A 17,952-nucleotide genomic window follows, 5' to 3' on the forward strand; every position below is an offset into this window, starting at 1 on the left:
AGGGTGGATAGTGCTATGGAAGATGGATACTCGCATTTAACTGAATACGATAATCCTGATTATTACAACAATAGAGAGCTTAGTTGGTTAGCATTTAATGAGCGTGTGTTAGAGGAAGCCTTTGATCATCATAACCCGTTGTTAGAACGGTTAAAGTTTTTAGCTATATTCGGATCCAATCTCGATGAGTTTTTTATGGTGCGTGTTGCAGGATTAAAAGACCAAGTAAAAGCTGGGTATAATAAACCAGAAAACAAGGCAGGACTAACTCCTAAACAACAGCTTAAGCAAATATCGGAAAAAAACCATCAACTTGTATTAAGAGCTTATGAATATTTTGAGAATGTGTTAGTTCAGGAATTGCAAAACGAAAATGTTTATATCCGCAAAATGGAAGAACTAAATGACACACAGCTTAGATTTCTGGAAGACTATTTTAATGAGCAAATATTCCCTGTACTAACTCCAATGGCTGTAGATGCATATCGTCCATTTCCGATGTTATTAAACAAAAGTCTAAATTTAGCTATTTTATTGGAAGATAAGCAGGCGCCGATTGAGGAACAAGAAAAGCTTGCTATTGTTCAAGTTCCCTCAGTTTTGAACAGATTTATTCGTCTTCCATCTTCGACTGATGAGTATGCATATATGTTACTTGAAGATGTTATTCGCATTCATATTAATAAGCTATTCAAAGGATTTACTATAAAGAGTGCTACTGAATTTCGCATTACAAGAAATGCAGATATGACTATACATGAAGAAGGCGCCAGAGACTTACTACGTGAAATAGAGAAAGAGTTAAAAAAGCGTAAGTGGGGGGCTGCTGTTCGATTAGAAATTACTGATAAAGGGGCAGACCCAAGTGTTTTACAGTTTTTGTTAAAAGCACTAGAAGTTCATGATAAAGATATATACATGTTAAATGGTCCTTTGGACTTAACAGCTTTATTTTCATTTTATAAAGAGTTAGAGCAACACAAAGAGAATTTAATTTATGAAGCTCTAATTCCTCAACCACCTAAAGATTTAAAATCTGATGAAGATATTTTTCAGAAACTATTAGAACAAGATATTTTTTTACATCATCCATACGAATCATTTGAACCTGTTATAGATTTTATATCTGATGCAGCAGATGATGAAAATGTATTGGCAATTAAATCTACGTTATATCGAGTAAGTGGTGACTCTCCAATTATCGAGGCATTAAAGCGGGCGGCTGAAAATGGAAAGCAGGTCACTGTATTGGTTGAATTAAAAGCACGTTTTGATGAAGAAAATAATGTGCAATGGGCAAAGGAGCTTGAAAAGGCTGGATGCCATGTTATATATGGTATGACACACTTGAAAACTCATAGTAAAATTACTCTTGTCGTTCGTAGAACGCACGGACAAATTGAACGGTTTGTTCACTTAGGCACAGGTAATTACAATGATCAAACGGCAAAAATTTACACAGATATGGGGCTTTTAACGGCTAAACGAAAGTTCGGTATAGATGCAACTAATTTCTTTAATTATTTAAGTGGCTATACAGCAAAACCTGATTATCACCATTTAGTAGTAGCACCATTTGATATACGAGATACGTTCATTAAGCTGATTGATGAGGAAATTAAATTCCACAAAAGATATAAAAATGGTAGGATTATTGCCAAAATGAATTCCATAACAGATAAACCGTTAATTATGAAGCTATATGAAGCATCTAGTGCCGGTGTTAAGATAGATTTAATTGTGCGAGGTATTTGCTGTTTAAAACCTGGAATAAAAGGTGTTAGTGAAAACATACGTGTTCGTAGTATAGTGGGACGCTTTCTTGAACATACTCGTATATTTTATTTTCATCATAATGGTGAAGAAAAAATGTATTTATCTTCAGCTGATATGATGACTAGGAATATGATTAAACGAGTTGAAATACTATTTCCTATTTATGAAGGGTTCATAAAAAAGCGCATTAATAAAATGTTATCAATTGTTTTACAAGATAATATGAAAGCTCGTGAACAAGATAAAGATGGTGTATATCATTACGTAACAAGGCAACAAGATGAAGCTATGATTGATTCCCAATTGACATTGTTTAATGCTGTCTACAGTGTTATGGAAGACGAAGAGTAATATGCTTTTGAAAGGTTGTCTACTAAATGGGGCAACCTTGTTTTTTATGTATAAAAAATTTGTATCTTATTCAGAGCTAAGTGTTAATGGGTTATTGCCCTCCACCCAAAGAGTGTTGGAACAATGAGTTACTATAATGTGTTAATTATATTTCAATAAGGCTAGTACCTTGTAGCACTTTTCATAATAGGAGTTGTTAATATGATAAAAGACTTTCAGTTGGTCCTGCTTGTTGGTGCAGGTGGGGGATTAGGCATGGCAATCCGACTAGGTATTGAGCAGTGGTTTTCAAGTACTCATTTTCCAATCGGCACGTTATTTGCAAATGTTAGCGGGTGCTTTCTAATCGCTATATTTGCTAGCCTATTTGACCACACAGGTCTCCGTTTGTTTTTAACGACGGGGATGTGTGGTGGATTAACTACGATGTCAACGTTCTCAGCAGGTGTAACAAGCTTAATGAAAGTATCCATGATTACTGCTGTGTTTTATGTCACAATATCTGTTGCAGGGGGCTTTCTTGCTGTTATAATTGGAGACTCATTAGGAGACAAAATAAATAACCAGAGGAAGGTACAAGGATGATTTGGGCGATCGCTGGAGGAAGCATTGGAGCAATGGCTCGTTATATAACATCTATGATTTTGGCGAAATATATGCGTCCAAGTATAGGTTTAACAGCAACTGTGCTAGTCAATTGTACAGGCTCAGCTTTGTTAGCCCTCATCTTAACAATTGATGCAAATTTAAGCAACTATATCAGTGTTTTTTTAATAGGCATATGCGGTGGATTTACCACTTTTTCAACGTTTAGTTTGGAATCCCTTCAATATTTTAAAATAAGAAATTATAGAGCGTTGTTATTGTATATTAGTAGTACGTTAGTAGGAAGTATTCTCAGTTTTGTTATAGCTTATCAAATGTTCTGATGTTTTCTTACAAAATTAGAAAAAGATAGCAGTTCGCCCTTAGTGTCAAAATATGATATTATTATGTCGAAATAGTCGAAAAATATTTATGCGAGGACATGATATTATGTTAGCTAGTTCATCGGATTCGTTAAAAGATATTCTATTTGATATTGTCTTGACATATATTGACGACCTTGTTTTTGTGATGAAAGTGGAATCGGATGAATCATTTACATATTTATATATGAATGAAAAAGCTTATAAAAAAGCAGGGGTTTCCACTGAAGCAATTGGTAAATGTATGAAAGATGTTTTGTCAATTAAAGTAGCAAATGATCTAGAAACGTATTATAAAGAAGTATTATGTAATAAAAAATCAATACGCTTTATAGATACGTCAAAGAGTGAAACGGGCCAAAGTCAATATGAGGAGTCTATATTAACTCCTGTTATAAGTAATACAGGAAAAGTAACACATATCGTCAGTGTAACCCGAGACATAACTGATAAGATAATAGAAAAACGAAAGCTTGAAGAGAGTGAACAGCGATATAAGTCTTTGTATGACCATAATTTGGACGCAATTTTTTCTTTTGATAAATCAGGCATATTTCAAGGTTTTAATCCACCATTCTCTCATATAACGGGCTACAAAACTGGTATGCTGAAGTTGTCAATTTATGAATTTATAAGCGAAGAAGACTATAACAAGATAAATAATTTAATGACTGATATTTTTAATGGTAAAAGCGCAGAGACTGTTTGTAGAGCCCTCCACAAAAGTGGCCACAAAATTTATCTACACCTTAAAGCAGTACCTATTGTTGTTAAGGGTAATGTACAGGGTGCATATGGTATTGCTAGAGATATTACAGAACAACTAAGTAAAGAAGAAATGATAAGATTTATGGCTTATCATGATCAAGTTACAGGACTGAGAAATAGAATTTCATTGAAAGACTATTTACATAATGCCGTCGAAGAAGCGAAGCGATTTAATTCTCAAGTGGCAGTAATATATTTTGATCTAGACAGATTTAAAAAGGTTAACGATACAATGGGGCATTACGCAGGAGATGAGTTGTTACAGCAGGTAGCGAGGCGATTAGAGTTAATAGAAAACGAAAAACTTGCTCTTTTTAGATTGAGTGGTGATGAGTTTATTGCTATTGTGACAGATAGTTCATTAGACGAGATTAAGTTATGTGCAGAAAAAATCCTAGCTTGCTTTCGTTCACCATTTTTCTTGAAAAGATCTGTTGAGTACTATATTACAGCTAGCTTAGGCATCAGCTTGTATCCATCTGATGGAGAAGAGCCTCAAATTTTGATTAACAATGCTGATACAGCCATGTATCGTGTGAAGGATTGTGGTAGGGCACATTATCAGTTTTATAGTTTGGAGATGTATAAAGCTTCTAAAAGAGAAGTTCAACTAGAAGCAGCATTGCGCAAGGCGATAGAAAATAAGGAATTTACTCTTTATTATCAGCCGCGAATAAATATGATAACAAATACTGTTACAAGCTATGAAGCTTTACTTCGTTGGAGTAGCCATCAGTTAGGTTTTATTTCACCAGCTGATTTTATACCACTTGCTGAAGATAGTGGACTTATTATCCCAATAGGTGAGTGGGTTATTAATGAAGCATGTCGCCAGCTTAAAGAATGTTTGCAGAAAAAGAGCAATGCAAAGCCTATCGCCGTTAATTTGTCCGCAAAGCAATTTCAACAAGATAACTTAGTTGACATGATCGAAAGCATGGTACGAAAGTACAATGTACCACCTGAACTATTAGAAGTAGAAATTACGGAGACAGTTTTACATAATACAGAGAGAACTTTACTTACCTTAGAGAGATTAGCTGCATTCGGAGTGACAATTTCAATAGATGATTTTGGAACAGGATATTCATCATTAAGTTATTTGCGAAAGTTTCCTATTCATTCGTTAAAAATAGATCGCTCTTTTATAAAAGGGATTACAACAAATGAAAAAGATGCTGCAATCACTACAACGATTATTCATCTAGGAAATAGCTTAGGTTTAGAAGTGATAGCAGAGGGTGTTGAGACAAAACAACAGGTAGATTTTTTGTTGAAAAATCATTGTATTAAAGCACAAGGATTTTATTACAGTAAACCAAAGCCCTTTAAAAAATAGAAGAGCCGTGCAGTTTGAACTGCGCGGTTTTCTAGGTGATGGGTAAGCGATGTTTAAACTGTGAGTGTAATACAAGAGTGCGTGACTAACAAGTGCTTTACAATAAGGTCGTAAACAAAACAGTATCTTTTTGGGGTTCGAGGAAACACCATTTTGTTAATCGTTTGTAATTAATTTCTTTATTCTTCTGTTATACATCATTGCGGTTCGAAGTGAAAGACAGTGATTTCTGGGCGTGCCAGGAATCGGTAAGGAAGTCTAGTAGTACCAAGCCCTCTGTTTACGTATAGTTTTGCTGATTTAAGCTCATAAAAGCCCTCATAATATGTGGTTGCTTGTGGTGGTGTTATTAGTGGTCCAACAAAAGGAATTTGGATTTGACCACCGTGACTATGTCCAGATAATTGTAAATCGATAGAATAATTAACAGCAACTTCAAAGACATCAGGTTCGTGCGCGAGTAATATAGAATACGAATTGGTGTTGAGCTTTGATGTTGCTAAAGTAAAGTCTTCTCTTTTAAACATAGCGTCGTCAATTCCCACGATATTAAAAGTGCTCCCATCAAGTAATGTAATGGATCTTGTTTCGTTAACAAGTAGTGTAAAATTAGAATCCTCTAAAACTTGTTCGTAAATCTCTGTTCCGTATCCACCATGATCATGATTGCCATATACGGCAAATTTGCCTAAAGGAGCATTTAGCTGTTTAAGAACTTCTGGTATTAAATTTGCGTCTGTATAAACATTGGGTTGATCAATCAAATCTCCCGTGAAAAAAACTATATCGGGTTGAAAACTGTTAATTTTATTAATAATGTGTTGTAAGTCGGCTATATTGTAATAATGGCCAAGATGTGTGTCACTAAATTGGACAATAGTAAGGTTTTTAAACCCTTCTTGAATTAAGGGGTGTTGAATGCTATATTCATTGATTTGCAGCCAAGAAGGTTCAATGAAACGGGCATACACATAAAGAGAGAATAAAAGAAAAAACGACACAAGCAATTTTTTTGCTAATTTAATCACATTTGTACCTACTTTGTAATATGTTTATCGGCCTTCTTCAATTATAAACCGCAATTTTAGCTGTGAAAAGCAAAATTCTCCTAGCAAGTTTTTGCTAGGAGAATTTATTTCGTTCATATTTTATTTGTAACAGCGGAATTAGAAGTGTCTTTTTTAAAGATTTTACGGATATAAGGTAGTACGTAATAATCTAAGCCGAATTTTCCAGCGTTAGCACCTGCAACTAGTATGAAAATTGTAAGTAATGTTAACTGTGGATTAGTGCTTGTTGTACCAGAAAACATGAAAGCAAAATTCATGACTATACCCATCAGTGCTGAGAATGTTGTGAAAATACCTAGAATTAGAGCTATACCTACTAAAAATTCACCCCAAGGTACGAGGAAGTTGAATAATCCAACGTTTGGAATAGCGAACCCTTCTAAGAAGCTAGCCCACCAGCCCTGCACAGCAGGATGATCCCCTGTTGCTTTGCCAACAGCACCTTTTAAATAGCCACTTGCATCAAACCCACCGACAATTTTGTTCCAACCTGCCGTTAACCATGCATAGCCTAAATATAATCTAAAAACAACCATAAGCCCAGCCGCTATATTGTTTTCTCTTAACCATTTAACGATCATTTCAACCCGCTCCTTTTTTTGGTATTTTTCCTGTGCTAACCTTTGTTAGCTTGATAATGAGAAGTACTTCTTGACTTAATAATATCATTTGTGAAGTAAATGAAAAGTAATGGGAGAACAATGTCACATATCGTTAAAAAAGTTGTGAACTTTTTGAAAACTTTGATTTCAGCTTGTCAAGAATCGCTTTACTTGAATTTGTGTCTATTTTGTGATAATGTATTAAATATTCAGAAAACAATAACTAAAAAGCATACAACAAAAGCGGGGGATGGGTAATGGTTCGTACAGCGATTGCGTTTATCGCATCATTTGTACTTATGGTGTTAGAAACCTTTATCGTTATGAAAATCAAAAATGTTGGCGGTGTGGATTTTGGAAGTATCCAAAACTTTGTCGGTGTATGGGCCATGAATTTCTTTTTAGTATTTGCTATTACAACAGATATCAAACTTTGGCTTCAAGAGAAAATGGAAGATTTAGACACTCAAAGGATTGACTAGAGACTAACGAAAAGGCTGTTATGCACTTTGCATAACAGCCTTTTGTCGATACTATAAAAGTATATAGCAGAGACTTCTCGAATGAGAACGTACATTTCGTTTAGGTTTGAACGTAACAGGAACATTTCCTGTATCTAGCTTTATATATGATATGTTTCATAGATCAAGAGACAAATATAAAACTCTCCAGTTAAAGCACAAACTGCAATTTCACTTTTTTACCTTCGAATATTTGTCTCTGCTAAGTGGGTGTTAATGTTTTTAGTTATATTGTATTCCCGATTATATTAAGTTCCTGTAGGGACTGCTGTAAATCAGCCTTTATCTGTACTTTGTCACTTAAAATAATACCTAGCTCAATCATGGTGTTAGCTATTTCAGAGCGAATACCAGTTACAATGGTTTCGCATCCTAACAATTTAAACCCTTCAATGATTCTAAAAAGGTGAGAAACAACTGCAGTGTCCATATACGCTACGCCAGATAAATCAATAATTATTTTTTGAAACTTTGCGGTTTCAATTTCTCGTAATGTTTTTTCTTGAAGTCTTTTTGCACGAAAAGTGTCCATAGTCCCAACAATTGGTAAAATGCCAATTGAATTGGCTAGGGGAATAATAGGAACAGAAAGCTCTTCTATCATTTCTCTTTGAGATATTAAGACAGAGTTTTTGTAATTTGTGTAGCTGAAATGGTAGTGACGCACAAATAAGTCCAAATAGTAATTCGTTTTTTTGGTTAGGGAGATAATCTGCTCAATATCAAATTGCTCTTGTAAACGAAAGAAATTATATAGGAAATCAGAATATACTTCTCGTAAACTATGAAACCAATCTAGACTAATAATCGACGGTAAATCACTTTTACCCCAAGCTTCACCGAAGTTTTTAGCGATAGTAATTAATTCATGCTCAGCATCAGCTTCTAAGTGCGACAAAATGGTATGTGCTGCTTCAAATAATTGATCTTCATTAAAAGGAGAGTCTTCTACTCTTTCAAGTAGCGATTTTGTTCTATCTTTAATAGTTTTGTCGAAGATTTCTGTATTAGACGAGATAAAATCAAAAAAGGTTTGATTGTTTTCGTAACTTAAATCAGTCAATTGGTTCACCCCTAGTGTGTTTTGTTCTCGTATTGGAAAATATATTTTGAAAGTTGTACCTTGAGAAAGATCGCTATGTACATCAACACGCGCACCGTGATTATGTAAAGTTGAAAACACCTGTGTTAGTCCCATACCAGTGCCATTATCCTTTGTTGTAAAAAAAGGAGTTCCTAGTATATTAAGCTTGTCTTTAGGAATGCCTACACCAGTATCTTGAATAGTAATTAATAGCAAATCTTCTTGTTTTTCGTGGGATATAGTAATGCTGCCTTTATCAGGTATGGCTTCAAAAGCATTTTTAATTAAATTAAAGAATGCTTTCTTCAACGCATTGCGTTGACCCAAAACTTTTATCTGTTTATCATAAAAATATGTATGTATGGTGACACGATAAATCTCGTTTTGAAAGAGAGCTAGAACTGATTCAAGTTCACTGCACATATTTATAGTTGTATAGGATTCCGTTTTTTGATCGGCTTTAGATACTTGAAGCATGTTATTCATTGTCAAAAGAGCGGTGTCAAGCTCTTGTAATGCAATATCTAAGTAGTTATCTTCGTTCGTTTCTTTTACTAACTGCAAAAAGCCTTTGACAGTCGTTAAAGGATTCCGTACTTCATGCGCAATACCAGCGGCAATTTGTCCAATTGAAGCAAGTTGACTGACACGTATTTTATTATATACATCACTGTGATCCCCATTTTGTGACAATGATTCTTGTCCCTCCTTTGTTTTTTGTTTGAATATTAAACGAGTCCATCAAACGCTTTACACCTAATAAACCAAGACCTAACCCCGATGAATTCTTATTGATTTGGCCAGCTAAAATCGCGTCAATATTCGGTATACCGACCCCATTGTCAGTTACTGTAATCTTAATACCATTATTAGGCGAAGAAATAAATTCACAAGTAAATAGTCCGTTGCTTCTAGAATGAGCTAGGATATTACGGGTTAACTCGGATATAGATACGAGAATTTTTTGTTCGTCAACTTTTGTAAAGTAAAGCTGGTGCATCTTAATTAGTTTTCTAGCTGTAGATAAAGCTATTAAGATATCATCTTCTCGATTGATTTGAACATTGTACATAAGCTGGTATCCCCCACAATTTTCCACATGTAAATTATACGTAAGATGGAGGGGATTGTAAAATGGTTTAATCCCATTTTAACTACTACGTCAAAAAAACGAGCTGTGTTAAAATAGAAAAAACATGTGGGAGGTTAATTTCAATGGATCCACTTGAAATTTTATCAAATATACATATGCTTACACCATATTATCAAGCAGTTTTTAGCTCGGATGAGCATCGTGTAGTAGGGTATGAGTTGTTAGCGTATTTTAAAGGTGACCAACAGGATCTTCCTATTGGGAGCTTGTTTTTTGATTCATCTGTTCCTGAGGAATATAGAATTGAAATAGATGATACTGTTTTAGAGATGGCATTGTCAGACATGATTAAAGTAGATGGCAATTTAATTTTATTTATTAATCGTAATCCTAATTTGTTAATGCAAGGCCAAGGTGAATCAACTTTACAACTGTTGAAGAAATATGAGATTAAAGGTCTAAGGTTAACTAATATTGTTATTGAAATATCTATGGATGATTTTTCTGGAGATGTTGAGCAGCTGAGTCACCTCCTTCAGTACTACAAAACATACGGGTTGAAGATTGCGGTAGATGATATTGGAAGAAAAACAAGTAATCTTCAAACTGTAGGACGTTTATCTCCAAATATTATTAGAATAGACCTCCAAAAATTACGCTTACAAACGCAACTTGATACTTATGAGGATGTGTTATATTCATTTTCGTTGTTAGCAAGACGTGTTGGTGCCACAATTTTATATGAAGATATAGAGGCATCCTATCAATTACATTATGCATGGCGTAATGGTGGTCGGTATTATCAAGGATATTACTTACATAAGCCTACAAGGCAATTGGTTGAGGTCGATATTCTAAAAGAACGATTAAGAGAAGAATGTCATCAGTTTATTGTTTTTGAAAAAAATAGGATAAAAGCGTTGTATGAACTGAGGGATTTATTAAACGAAAGGACTCAAGCTGTAGTTTCTAAAATAAAGAAAGATTTACCAATCAATGATTGGCTACTAGAGATTGCAAAAGAATTACAAGATATTAGCTTTCGTCTATATGTGTGTAATGAAGATGGATTTCAATTATCAGCTAATGTAGAAAAATATGATGATTTTTGGGAAATGAAATTAGATGCATATCAAAAAAATTGGAGCTGGCGTCCGTATTTTTTGGAGAATATTATTCGAATGAGGCTAAATAATAAAGGATTATTATCCGACCTATATAATGATATCGATAAAGCAGTTACGATACGCACGTTTTCGTTTCCGTTACAAGACAACCAATTTTTATTTGTGGATTTGAAGTATGAGTATCTTTATGATTTGAATGTACACTTGTAGTTTATCCAAACCTGAATAGTTTGCTCTGCATGTGAAAGACTACAGGTAGCAGGAGGTGGTGCATGTGGGTTATGTAACCATGATATTAGCTGTCATTGGTATTATTATCCTAGGTTTTGGACTTGTAATGACATATCGGATTGGTGGTACACAAGAACGACAAGAAACTAACCTGGATACGGCAGTAGGAGAGAAGGTTCGTAATCATGCAGCCGTCCGTAACCCCATTTTCTTAACGTACATTTTGTTAGCTGTGCTAATGTTTATTTATATTTCCTATATGAGTTTATCAAAGTAAAAGAAGGTGTCCCAAAACTTACGTTTTGGGGCATTTTGTATGTAGAACTTTAAAGTAAAGATAAAAGTGTATTCTAATAGTGTTGTGATTTCGCTCCATTGCGCGCGCATTCGGCGGGGTGGCCGTGATCCTTCTCGCCTTTATACTGCACTCTGTCAATATTCCTGCAGGACGTTGATTAGGCTTCTTCGGGCTTACACCGCACGAAGAAAATGCCATAGCATTTTCGAGGAGTCGCGCGCATTCCGCTACAATCAGCAATGTACGAAACATTGTATATTCAGATGATTAAAAATAAACATAAAAAAATAAGAAGCACGTCTTTCTTAATATAATGTAGTTACCACACACATTACCGAAAGTACGAACTTCTTATGGATTAAGATATAACATAAATAAACTGGTGCTACCACTCTACTTATGTCATTTTATATAAGTTAACGTCAGTTTATGAATAATAGTGACACTATTTTGCGAACGATTGTCCCGACACACGCCTTAAATCGTTGATACAATATGGATACATTAATGAGGCTGGAGGAAAAGTTATGAAAAAAACATCAATTATTACAATGATTATTCTGATATTTTTATTGTTATCAATAGGACAAGCGTTGGCGAATAATACCATTTCAAATGATGACGTTTTTAATTTTCTACAAGAGGCATCTGCAGCTCAACTTACTTTGGCAACAGATTTTCACAGCTTAGATGATGTTAATGCTACCTTATCTAGTTACTTTACTGAAGAGTATATCACTGAATTTACAGCTGATCATGTTTATGAAGAAGATGAAGGTTACATCGTGTATGGGACAGATGTATCTGCTACATTTATCCCGTTTTTTTCTTATGATGACAGGACAAAAGTGCAATGGAACGAAAGTCAAAGTGAAATATATGTATACGAGTGGTTTACTTATGAAGATGATAGTCCGTATTGGTTTGAAGACCAATTTACTGTTACAGTTATACAGCTCTCTAAAACAGGCTGGCTTATTTCTAATCAATTCTCAACAAAAAGTGACCCACTATTATTAGAAAAAAATGAAATGAGAACTGTAATAGTGGATCAAACTTCACAACAAACAGATATACATATTACAGAAGTAAAGAGACATGCTCAAGCTACAATCGACTCCATTAGTATAGCATTAGCAGGATTTTCAATAGAAAAAAAGTAAATATCGTATTGTTTTATTTATCTCTCGCTCTGTTAGACTTCGGTGTTGATTTTCGCTCCATTGCACTCGCTTTCCGCGGGGTGGCCGTGAGCCTCCGACGCACAGTACATCCGGCTAGTGCCGACAATGCGCCAGGACGGCGCGTTGTTGTCGGCCTCAGGCTTTGCCTTACGGGGTCTCTCACGACTGCCACTATTTCTCGCTAAGGCTCGCACGATACAGGTCAGAAAGACGTTGCCACAGGATGTGGCGCTCTTAGTCTTTCGTCTTCTAGCGTGCATTCCGCTGCAATCAAAATTAAACAAAAAATCAACATTCACCTTTAACACAGCCTAATCTTTAAAGAAGCTAACACCATCAATAAGAAAATAGAATAACAGATCCTTCTAAATGGTACGATTTTTGCGATGGAAAGCGTTTTTGATAATATGGTTTAATGAACAAGTTGTTTTGCAATAATAATTTATGCTTGCATTTCTTTTTTCTTTAGATAATCAATTAACCCCATCGCACATACTTGTAAATCTAAGGATAAAATTTCAAAGATAGGGTGTGCTTGTGGGAGTTTCCCAACCTCACTATATTCCTTTACTGTATGTAACAATTGGTTTTTGATGGCTATAATTTGATCTGAAAGTGGTTTGTCGTAGCAAGTAGCAAGAGTTGAAGTGGCAGTTTCGACAAATTTAGGGATCCAACTCTTTACTTGTGAAAAGGTCTCTTCAACATCCTCAGTCATACCAAAATGGCCGAAATAGATACGAGAAGGTTCCAAGTCAGCTAGTTTGTCGATGGAATGCATCATCACTTCAGGGTTGAATTGATTTGGTGAAGTAGATGGCAAGTATAGCCTTATATTATCTGCTTGAGTTTCGTGATAAAAAATTCCTACTGTATCTCCTGTGAAAATTCCTTTGCTTTTAGGGTCATACATGCTAAAATGATGATTCGCATGTCCTGGGGTATCTAAGAAGATCAAATTTCTAGTTCCAATATTTAAAGTATCTTTATCATGCATGACTATGATTTGCCCCTCTTGAATTGGTATAATAGGTGAAAAGAGCTTTTCAAACTCTTTACCATATACCATCTTGGCCCCTGCTATAAGCTTGGAAGGGTCGATCAAATGTCTTGCCCCTTTTGGATGAACGATCACTTTGGCATTAGGGCAATGATCTAACAATAAGCCGCAACCACCTGCGTGATCTAAGTGAATATGTGTTACAATAATATAAGAAATATCCTCGGGATTTACATTTAGCTGCTTCAGGCCTTCTAATATGTATGGGACCGAGGGGCTAGCAGATGTCTCAATAAGTGTGATCTTATCATCTTTGATAACATAGGATCCCGTGCGGCCAACACGCTTTAAGTCATATGCATCAATTAAGAAAATATCATCCGTTAATCTTTGCGGTGAAAGTAACATGCTAAGACCTCCTTGTTTAGTATGTATGCCTTATTATTGTATCACACGTTTTAAAGATTCAGAATTATTGTTGTTTGGATAAAAAATCCTATATAGTAGTAAACTTTTAAATGAGAGTGTGTGGAAAGGGGTTAATTAATAAATATGTCACAGTTACTAGGTATTATTAACAGATTACAAAACATGCAAGAACAAGGTACAATCAATGGTGATGCACCACAACGTTTTTTTGAAAGGGATGGCGTTCGTATGTGCAGCGTGTCATTTCACCAACATTCAAATACGTTCCAACTTGAAATTTACAAAGATGGCGAAAAGCCAAAATCATATCAATTTGACAATATTGACATGATTGCGATAGAGATTTACGATTTATTGAACTAATATAAGTAGGTGGAAGCATGAAGGAAAATGTTGAGGAATATTTAGACCGTGGATTACAAGGCACACCAGAATTAAGGCGTGCTGAGAGACAAGAATACTTAACCGTTTTTCGCGAGCGAATAATCCTAGCATTATCAGATAAGCAGGTTAGAAATGCCCGAATATACGAGCCTATTGTAAAGGAAATGAAGCATTACTCAAAGGCTCACCTTTATGTTGATGGAGAATTAAATTATACATACTTGTCTAAATATGTAAAGCTGGCCCAAGGAATGGGGGTACCAATTACAATCGTTAATGATGTATCCACTCACACTGACATTGGCCTGGTTTTAGCTGTTGATTATGCTATAGACAAGAGTGAAATTTTAATTGATGATGAGAAATTTCAAAGGGGGCTGAAGTGATTATGACAAGAGTTTCACCAAAAGTTATATGTCCCTCCTGCGGAGATTCAGCTTATTTAGAGCAAGTTCTTACAGCGCAATCCAATCAAAATGTTATATATACTTGCAAAGAATGTCGCTACAAACAATCCGATATACATACAAGTAAAGGCTAAAAGAGAGCTCTAATGTAAGATGATGTTTGTTCGTATCATTCTATTGCTTGCCTGTCCTGACTTTATACATAAATTTTGACACCATATTTGTATTTTTGTACATATAATGGGATAAGAATGTATAAAAAAAGGAGGACATAATGAACGAGCAAGATATAGCGTTTTATAATGTTTCGGAAGGTCATATGTCGTTAGAAACGGTTGTTGCCAGAATGAAACAATTTATTAAAATGGATCCTCGCTGTCATTATGTTATTTCAGTAGGAACAGATTCTCAAGTTCACGCTACAGAAACTAGATTCATTAGTGCCCTGCATATTCATAGGGTAGGGAAAGGTGCTTGGGGCTGTTTGAAAAACTTTACAGTAACTCGTCCGATTACGAGTTTGCGTGAAAAAATAACTCTAGAAACGGCATTAAGTCAAGAGTTAGCATGCTTGTTGTCTGACGATTATTTAGAAGACATCACTGATATTTTATTACAATATGCTCATGAAGGTGCAGATTTAAGCTTTGAGGTTCATTTGGATATTGGCAATAAAGGTGCAACAAAAGATTTAATTCATGATATGACTGGACGGATTGCCGCTATGGGATTTGCAACTAAAATTAAGCCTGATTCTTATGCTGCGACTAGTTATGCCAATCGCTATACAAAGTAAGCCCTCCTTAGAATATGGCATGACACAAGCGCATAAGTTCAAATAGGAGGGGGAAACTTTATGAATTCCATTAATGAAAAAGCTGTATGGTCTAGACTGACGAATGATGAACGTGAACTATTACTAGAATGTTTGTTCAATCAAAAGGTTGCTATCGATATTGTTAGTGCAGAAATTTCTGATATGGAATGTGAAAGAAAACAATTAGACGAGCTAAAGGTAAAGCAATTGTCATCTTTGTACTACCGACTTTGTGAAGAAGTATTTTAATCTTTATTACTGAACTGACCAACTTAAGGTCAGTTTTTTTGCCGTACAGAAAATGTAAACATACGGATTCACCTTTTTTATGTTACAATTGAAACCGTAAAGTTTATGAAAAGTTAGGGGAATGCATCATGTTAAGCCTTGATAGCAATCAATTTTCTCAAGCAAGAATTGAGCATCTACTAATACCTTCTGAAAAAGTTGCTCATGTGCAAATAGGTAACAACTTAAACCATGCATTATTAGTTCTGATAAAGACAGGGTATACAGCTATCCCTGTATTAGATATGAAATTTATGTTGCGTGGGCTCATAAGTACCAATATGATACTAGATTCAATACTTGGCTTAGAGCGAATCGAGTATGAAAAATTGGACGTCATGAAGGTTGAAGATGTGATGAACAAAGAAATACCAAGATTACAACTCAAAGATAAGTTACTGAAAGGGCTAGACTTAACTGTCAACCATCCTTTTATTTGTGTAGAAAATGAGCAAGGATATTTTGAGGGTATTCTAACAAGACGGGCGATTTTAAAGCAGCTGAATCGTCATTTACGCCAACTGAATAAAGATTAAGAACAAGGCTGTTCAAAGTAAATGCAAAACCATTCTGTCTGAGGACGCGTATGGGGGGCAATTGAACGGCCTCTGTTTTATATTTGAGTGTTTTTTTATACATAGTGTTTTTACATGAACAAAATAATAGGGGGAGCAATGATTTGAAGAATAGCTTAAAAACAAACCGTCCTCTAGTGTTAGCCTCAGTTATTCTTGCTATGTTTTTAGCTGCAATAGAAGCAACTATTGTGTCAACGGCTATGCCAGCAATTGCAGCGGATTTAGAAGATTTTTCGCTTTATAGTTGGGTGTTTTCTGCTTATTTATTAATGAATGCCGTTACGGTATTAATCTATGGAAAGTTGTCAGACCTATTTGGAAGAAAACCTATTATTGTATTTGGAATCATTATTTTTATGTTAGGCTCTATATTATGCGGATTTGCAACATCTATGGAAATGTTAATTGCTTTTCGTTTTTTGCAGGGAGCAGGTGCTGGTGCAGTTATGCCAATTGCATCTACTATCGTAGGTGATATATATACAAAAGAAGAACGAGCCAAAATACAAGGATATTTATCAAGCGTTTGGGGGATATCAGCTATAACTGGTCCAGCTCTTGGAGGATTAATAGTTGAATACTTAAGCTGGCATTATGTGTTTTGGATTAACATCCCTCTAGGTATACTTGCTATAATGGGCATTGTACTATTTCTTCATGAGGATATTACAAAGAAAAAGCATATTATTGACTATCAGGGAGCTGTTTTATTACTTATTTCTATAAGTACACTTATGTTTGTTTTAGTAGAAGGTGGTGTCCATTATGAATGGACATCTTGGCAAATTATTACTCTTTCTATTGTTTGTCTTACAGCTACCGTTTTGTTTTTCTTCCAAGAGAAGCGTGCATATGAACCAATGCTTCCGTTAGACATATGGAACAATCGGTCAATTGTAATTGCTAACATAACCGCCTTAACTACAGGCGCTATGTTAATTGGGATATCGAGCTTTTTACCAGCATTTGTGCAAGGTGTAATGGAACGAACACCAATAGTGGCTGGATTTACGTTAACAACAATGTCAATAGGCTGGCCTATCGCTGCAACCTTTGCTGGACAAATGCTTCTGAAAATTGGATATCGTAAGACGGCAGTTCTAGGCGGATTAGGTTTATTAATAGGAAGCTCAATCTTTGTTACATTAACAGCAGAAGCAGGACCTGTTATTGCCGCGGTTGGCTCCTTTTTTATTGGAGTAGGAATGGGTCTTACAACTACTGCCTTTATTGTTTCCATTCAAACAGCTGTCAGCTGGCAAAGAAGAGGTGTAGCAACCGCATCTTTTATGTTCATGAGAACAATCGGAAGTACTATTGGAGCTGCTTTGCTAGGTGGTATTTTAAATTCTCGTTTATATCAACATATTGCATCAAGCAACGAGGTGAACTCAGCTAATTTAAACCTTGATGCAACTACTGTGTTGTTAGATGCGCAAAGAAGATCTGCTTTACCAATTGAACTAAAACAATTGCTACAAGAAGGACTATCGATTGCATTACATAATGTGTATGTTGTAGTAGGGATATTTGCACTGGTTAGTATGGTTGTAATATTTTTATTACCAAAATCTGAAGAGAGTGACAATCAATCAAATCAATTAAAGCAAACTCGAACATCCTAATTGTTACTTATA

Annotated in this window: 19 protein-coding genes; 14 read left to right on the top strand and 5 right to left on the bottom strand. The window is 35.2% G+C overall.

Features of this window, described 5'->3' with window-relative positions:
* The first annotated feature begins 15 nt into the window (after nucleotides 1–15).
* The 4 genes from EJF36_RS08135 to EJF36_RS08150 all read left to right on the top strand — a co-directional run bounded on the left by EJF36_RS08135 (nucleotide 16) and on the right by EJF36_RS08150 (nucleotide 5,202).
* Entirely contained in the window at nucleotides 16–2,127 is a 2,112-nt protein-coding gene (locus tag EJF36_RS08135) for an RNA degradosome polyphosphate kinase (RefSeq protein ID WP_125905834.1), read from the top strand.
* A 201-nt stretch (nucleotides 2,128–2,328) separates the two neighbouring features.
* Nucleotides 2,329–2,712 (top strand): fluoride efflux transporter FluC, encoded by a 384-nt coding sequence (locus tag EJF36_RS08140; protein ID WP_125905835.1) that lies wholly within the window; start codon nucleotides 2,329–2,331, stop codon nucleotides 2,710–2,712.
* The gene (locus EJF36_RS08145; RefSeq protein WP_125905836.1) at nucleotides 2,709–3,056 is read left to right on the top strand and encodes a fluoride efflux transporter FluC; all 348 of its coding nucleotides are present in this window, start codon (nucleotides 2,709–2,711) and stop codon (nucleotides 3,054–3,056) included. Before EJF36_RS08140 ends, EJF36_RS08145 begins: the two co-directional genes overlap by 4 nt.
* 106 nt (nucleotides 3,057–3,162) lie before the next feature.
* Complete coding sequence (locus tag EJF36_RS08150) at nucleotides 3,163–5,202, top strand: sensor domain-containing protein (RefSeq protein ID WP_185806860.1); 2,040 nt, start codon at nucleotides 3,163–3,165, stop codon at nucleotides 5,200–5,202.
* 197 nt (nucleotides 5,203–5,399) lie between these two features.
* Here EJF36_RS08150 and EJF36_RS08155 read toward each other — a convergent pair whose 3' ends face one another.
* On the bottom strand, nucleotides 5,400–6,230 hold the full coding sequence (locus tag EJF36_RS08155) for a metallophosphoesterase (protein WP_125905838.1): 831 nt from the start codon (nucleotides 6,228–6,230) through the stop codon (nucleotides 5,400–5,402).
* A 113-nt stretch (nucleotides 6,231–6,343) separates the two neighbouring features.
* Entirely contained in the window at nucleotides 6,344–6,853 is a 510-nt protein-coding gene (locus EJF36_RS08160; protein ID WP_125905839.1) for a DoxX family protein, read from the bottom strand.
* A 278-nt stretch (nucleotides 6,854–7,131) separates the two neighbouring features.
* Here EJF36_RS08160 and EJF36_RS08165 point away from each other — a divergent pair, with 278 nt between their 5' ends.
* Nucleotides 7,132–7,356, top strand: coding sequence for a hypothetical protein (locus EJF36_RS08165; RefSeq protein ID WP_125905840.1), 225 nt, complete (start codon nucleotides 7,132–7,134; stop codon nucleotides 7,354–7,356).
* Between the two features lie 265 nt (nucleotides 7,357–7,621).
* Here EJF36_RS08165 and EJF36_RS08170 read toward each other — a convergent pair whose 3' ends face one another.
* Together EJF36_RS08170 and EJF36_RS08175 are read right to left on the bottom strand one after the other, a co-directional pair.
* Nucleotides 7,622–9,172 (bottom strand): ATP-binding protein, encoded by a 1,551-nt coding sequence (locus tag EJF36_RS08170; RefSeq protein WP_125905841.1) that lies wholly within the window; start codon nucleotides 9,170–9,172, stop codon nucleotides 7,622–7,624.
* Complete coding sequence (locus EJF36_RS08175; RefSeq protein ID WP_125905842.1) at nucleotides 9,147–9,551, bottom strand: ATP-binding protein; 405 nt, start codon at nucleotides 9,549–9,551, stop codon at nucleotides 9,147–9,149. Before EJF36_RS08175 ends, EJF36_RS08170 begins: the two co-directional genes overlap by 26 nt.
* Nucleotides 9,552–9,694: 143 nt before the next feature.
* Between EJF36_RS08175 and EJF36_RS08180 the strand changes: the two genes are divergently transcribed.
* From EJF36_RS08180 to EJF36_RS08190, 3 genes are all read left to right on the top strand, one after another.
* Nucleotides 9,695–10,909 (top strand): EAL domain-containing protein, encoded by a 1,215-nt coding sequence (locus tag EJF36_RS08180; protein ID WP_125905843.1) that lies wholly within the window; start codon nucleotides 9,695–9,697, stop codon nucleotides 10,907–10,909.
* Between the two features lie 64 nt (nucleotides 10,910–10,973).
* Nucleotides 10,974–11,207, top strand: coding sequence for a hypothetical protein (locus tag EJF36_RS08185; RefSeq protein WP_125905844.1), 234 nt, complete (start codon nucleotides 10,974–10,976; stop codon nucleotides 11,205–11,207).
* A 548-nt stretch (nucleotides 11,208–11,755) separates the two neighbouring features.
* Complete coding sequence (locus tag EJF36_RS08190) at nucleotides 11,756–12,391, top strand: DUF3993 domain-containing protein (protein ID WP_125905845.1); 636 nt, start codon at nucleotides 11,756–11,758, stop codon at nucleotides 12,389–12,391.
* A gap of 463 nt (nucleotides 12,392–12,854) precedes the next feature.
* Here EJF36_RS08190 and EJF36_RS08195 read toward each other — a convergent pair whose 3' ends face one another.
* Nucleotides 12,855–13,820 carry an MBL fold metallo-hydrolase gene (locus EJF36_RS08195; protein ID WP_125905846.1) on the bottom strand — a complete coding sequence of 322 codons (966 nt, stop codon included), beginning with the start codon at nucleotides 13,818–13,820 and terminating at the stop codon, nucleotides 12,855–12,857.
* Between the two features lie 144 nt (nucleotides 13,821–13,964).
* Here EJF36_RS08195 and EJF36_RS08200 point away from each other — a divergent pair, with 144 nt between their 5' ends.
* The 6 genes from EJF36_RS08200 (at nucleotide 13,965) to EJF36_RS08225 (ending at nucleotide 17,940) form a co-directional block, all read left to right on the top strand.
* Nucleotides 13,965–14,204 carry a YkuJ family protein gene (locus tag EJF36_RS08200; protein WP_125905847.1) on the top strand — a complete coding sequence of 80 codons (240 nt, stop codon included), beginning with the start codon at nucleotides 13,965–13,967 and terminating at the stop codon, nucleotides 14,202–14,204.
* Nucleotides 14,205–14,221: 17 nt separating this feature from the next.
* Complete coding sequence (locus tag EJF36_RS08205; RefSeq protein WP_125905848.1) at nucleotides 14,222–14,611, top strand: YueI family protein; 390 nt, start codon at nucleotides 14,222–14,224, stop codon at nucleotides 14,609–14,611.
* A gap of 295 nt (nucleotides 14,612–14,906) precedes the next feature.
* Nucleotides 14,907–15,428, top strand: coding sequence for a ribonuclease H-like YkuK family protein (locus EJF36_RS08210; RefSeq protein WP_125905849.1), 522 nt, complete (start codon nucleotides 14,907–14,909; stop codon nucleotides 15,426–15,428).
* 60 nt (nucleotides 15,429–15,488) lie between these two features.
* Nucleotides 15,489–15,698 (top strand): antirepressor AbbA, encoded by a 210-nt coding sequence (gene abbA / locus EJF36_RS08215; RefSeq protein WP_125905850.1) that lies wholly within the window; start codon nucleotides 15,489–15,491, stop codon nucleotides 15,696–15,698.
* Nucleotides 15,699–15,826: 128 nt separating this feature from the next.
* Nucleotides 15,827–16,273 (top strand): cyclic-di-AMP-binding protein CbpB, encoded by a 447-nt coding sequence (cbpB, locus tag EJF36_RS08220; protein ID WP_125905851.1) that lies wholly within the window; start codon nucleotides 15,827–15,829, stop codon nucleotides 16,271–16,273.
* A 143-nt stretch (nucleotides 16,274–16,416) separates the two neighbouring features.
* Nucleotides 16,417–17,940 carry an MDR family MFS transporter gene (locus tag EJF36_RS08225; RefSeq protein WP_260471855.1) on the top strand — a complete coding sequence of 508 codons (1,524 nt, stop codon included), beginning with the start codon at nucleotides 16,417–16,419 and terminating at the stop codon, nucleotides 17,938–17,940.
* The last annotated feature ends 12 nt before the right edge of the window (nucleotides 17,941–17,952 follow it).

Source organism: Bacillus sp. HMF5848, assembly GCF_003944835.1.
Lineage (GTDB): Bacteria > Bacillota > Bacilli > Bacillales > HMF5848 > HMF5848.

What these genes read in the sequence shown, in the direction of transcription:
- abbA (WP_125905850.1), top strand. Translation starts at nt 15,489, where the DNA reads ATGAATTCCATTAATGAAAAAGCTGTATGGTCTAGACTGACGAATGAT.
- EJF36_RS08135 (WP_125905834.1), top strand. Translation starts at nt 16, where the DNA reads ATGGAAGATGGATACTCGCATTTAACTGAATACGATAATCCTGATTAT.
- EJF36_RS08205 (WP_125905848.1), top strand. Translation starts at nt 14,222, where the DNA reads ATGAAGGAAAATGTTGAGGAATATTTAGACCGTGGATTACAAGGCACA.
- EJF36_RS08165 (WP_125905840.1), top strand. Translation starts at nt 7,132, where the DNA reads ATGGTTCGTACAGCGATTGCGTTTATCGCATCATTTGTACTTATGGTG.
- EJF36_RS08160 (WP_125905839.1), bottom strand. Translation starts at nt 6,853, where the DNA reads ATGATCGTTAAATGGTTAAGAGAAAACAATATAGCGGCTGGGCTTATG.
- EJF36_RS08140 (WP_125905835.1), top strand. Translation starts at nt 2,329, where the DNA reads ATGATAAAAGACTTTCAGTTGGTCCTGCTTGTTGGTGCAGGTGGGGGA.
- cbpB (WP_125905851.1), top strand. Translation starts at nt 15,827, where the DNA reads ATGTTAAGCCTTGATAGCAATCAATTTTCTCAAGCAAGAATTGAGCAT.
- EJF36_RS08150 (WP_185806860.1), top strand. Translation starts at nt 3,163, where the DNA reads ATGTTAGCTAGTTCATCGGATTCGTTAAAAGATATTCTATTTGATATT.
- EJF36_RS08175 (WP_125905842.1), bottom strand. Translation starts at nt 9,551, where the DNA reads ATGTACAATGTTCAAATCAATCGAGAAGATGATATCTTAATAGCTTTA.
- EJF36_RS08200 (WP_125905847.1), top strand. Translation starts at nt 13,965, where the DNA reads ATGTCACAGTTACTAGGTATTATTAACAGATTACAAAACATGCAAGAA.
- EJF36_RS08190 (WP_125905845.1), top strand. Translation starts at nt 11,756, where the DNA reads ATGAAAAAAACATCAATTATTACAATGATTATTCTGATATTTTTATTG.
- EJF36_RS08210 (WP_125905849.1), top strand. Translation starts at nt 14,907, where the DNA reads ATGAACGAGCAAGATATAGCGTTTTATAATGTTTCGGAAGGTCATATG.
- EJF36_RS08180 (WP_125905843.1), top strand. Translation starts at nt 9,695, where the DNA reads ATGGATCCACTTGAAATTTTATCAAATATACATATGCTTACACCATAT.
- EJF36_RS08145 (WP_125905836.1), top strand. Translation starts at nt 2,709, where the DNA reads ATGATTTGGGCGATCGCTGGAGGAAGCATTGGAGCAATGGCTCGTTAT.
- EJF36_RS08195 (WP_125905846.1), bottom strand. Translation starts at nt 13,820, where the DNA reads ATGTTACTTTCACCGCAAAGATTAACGGATGATATTTTCTTAATTGAT.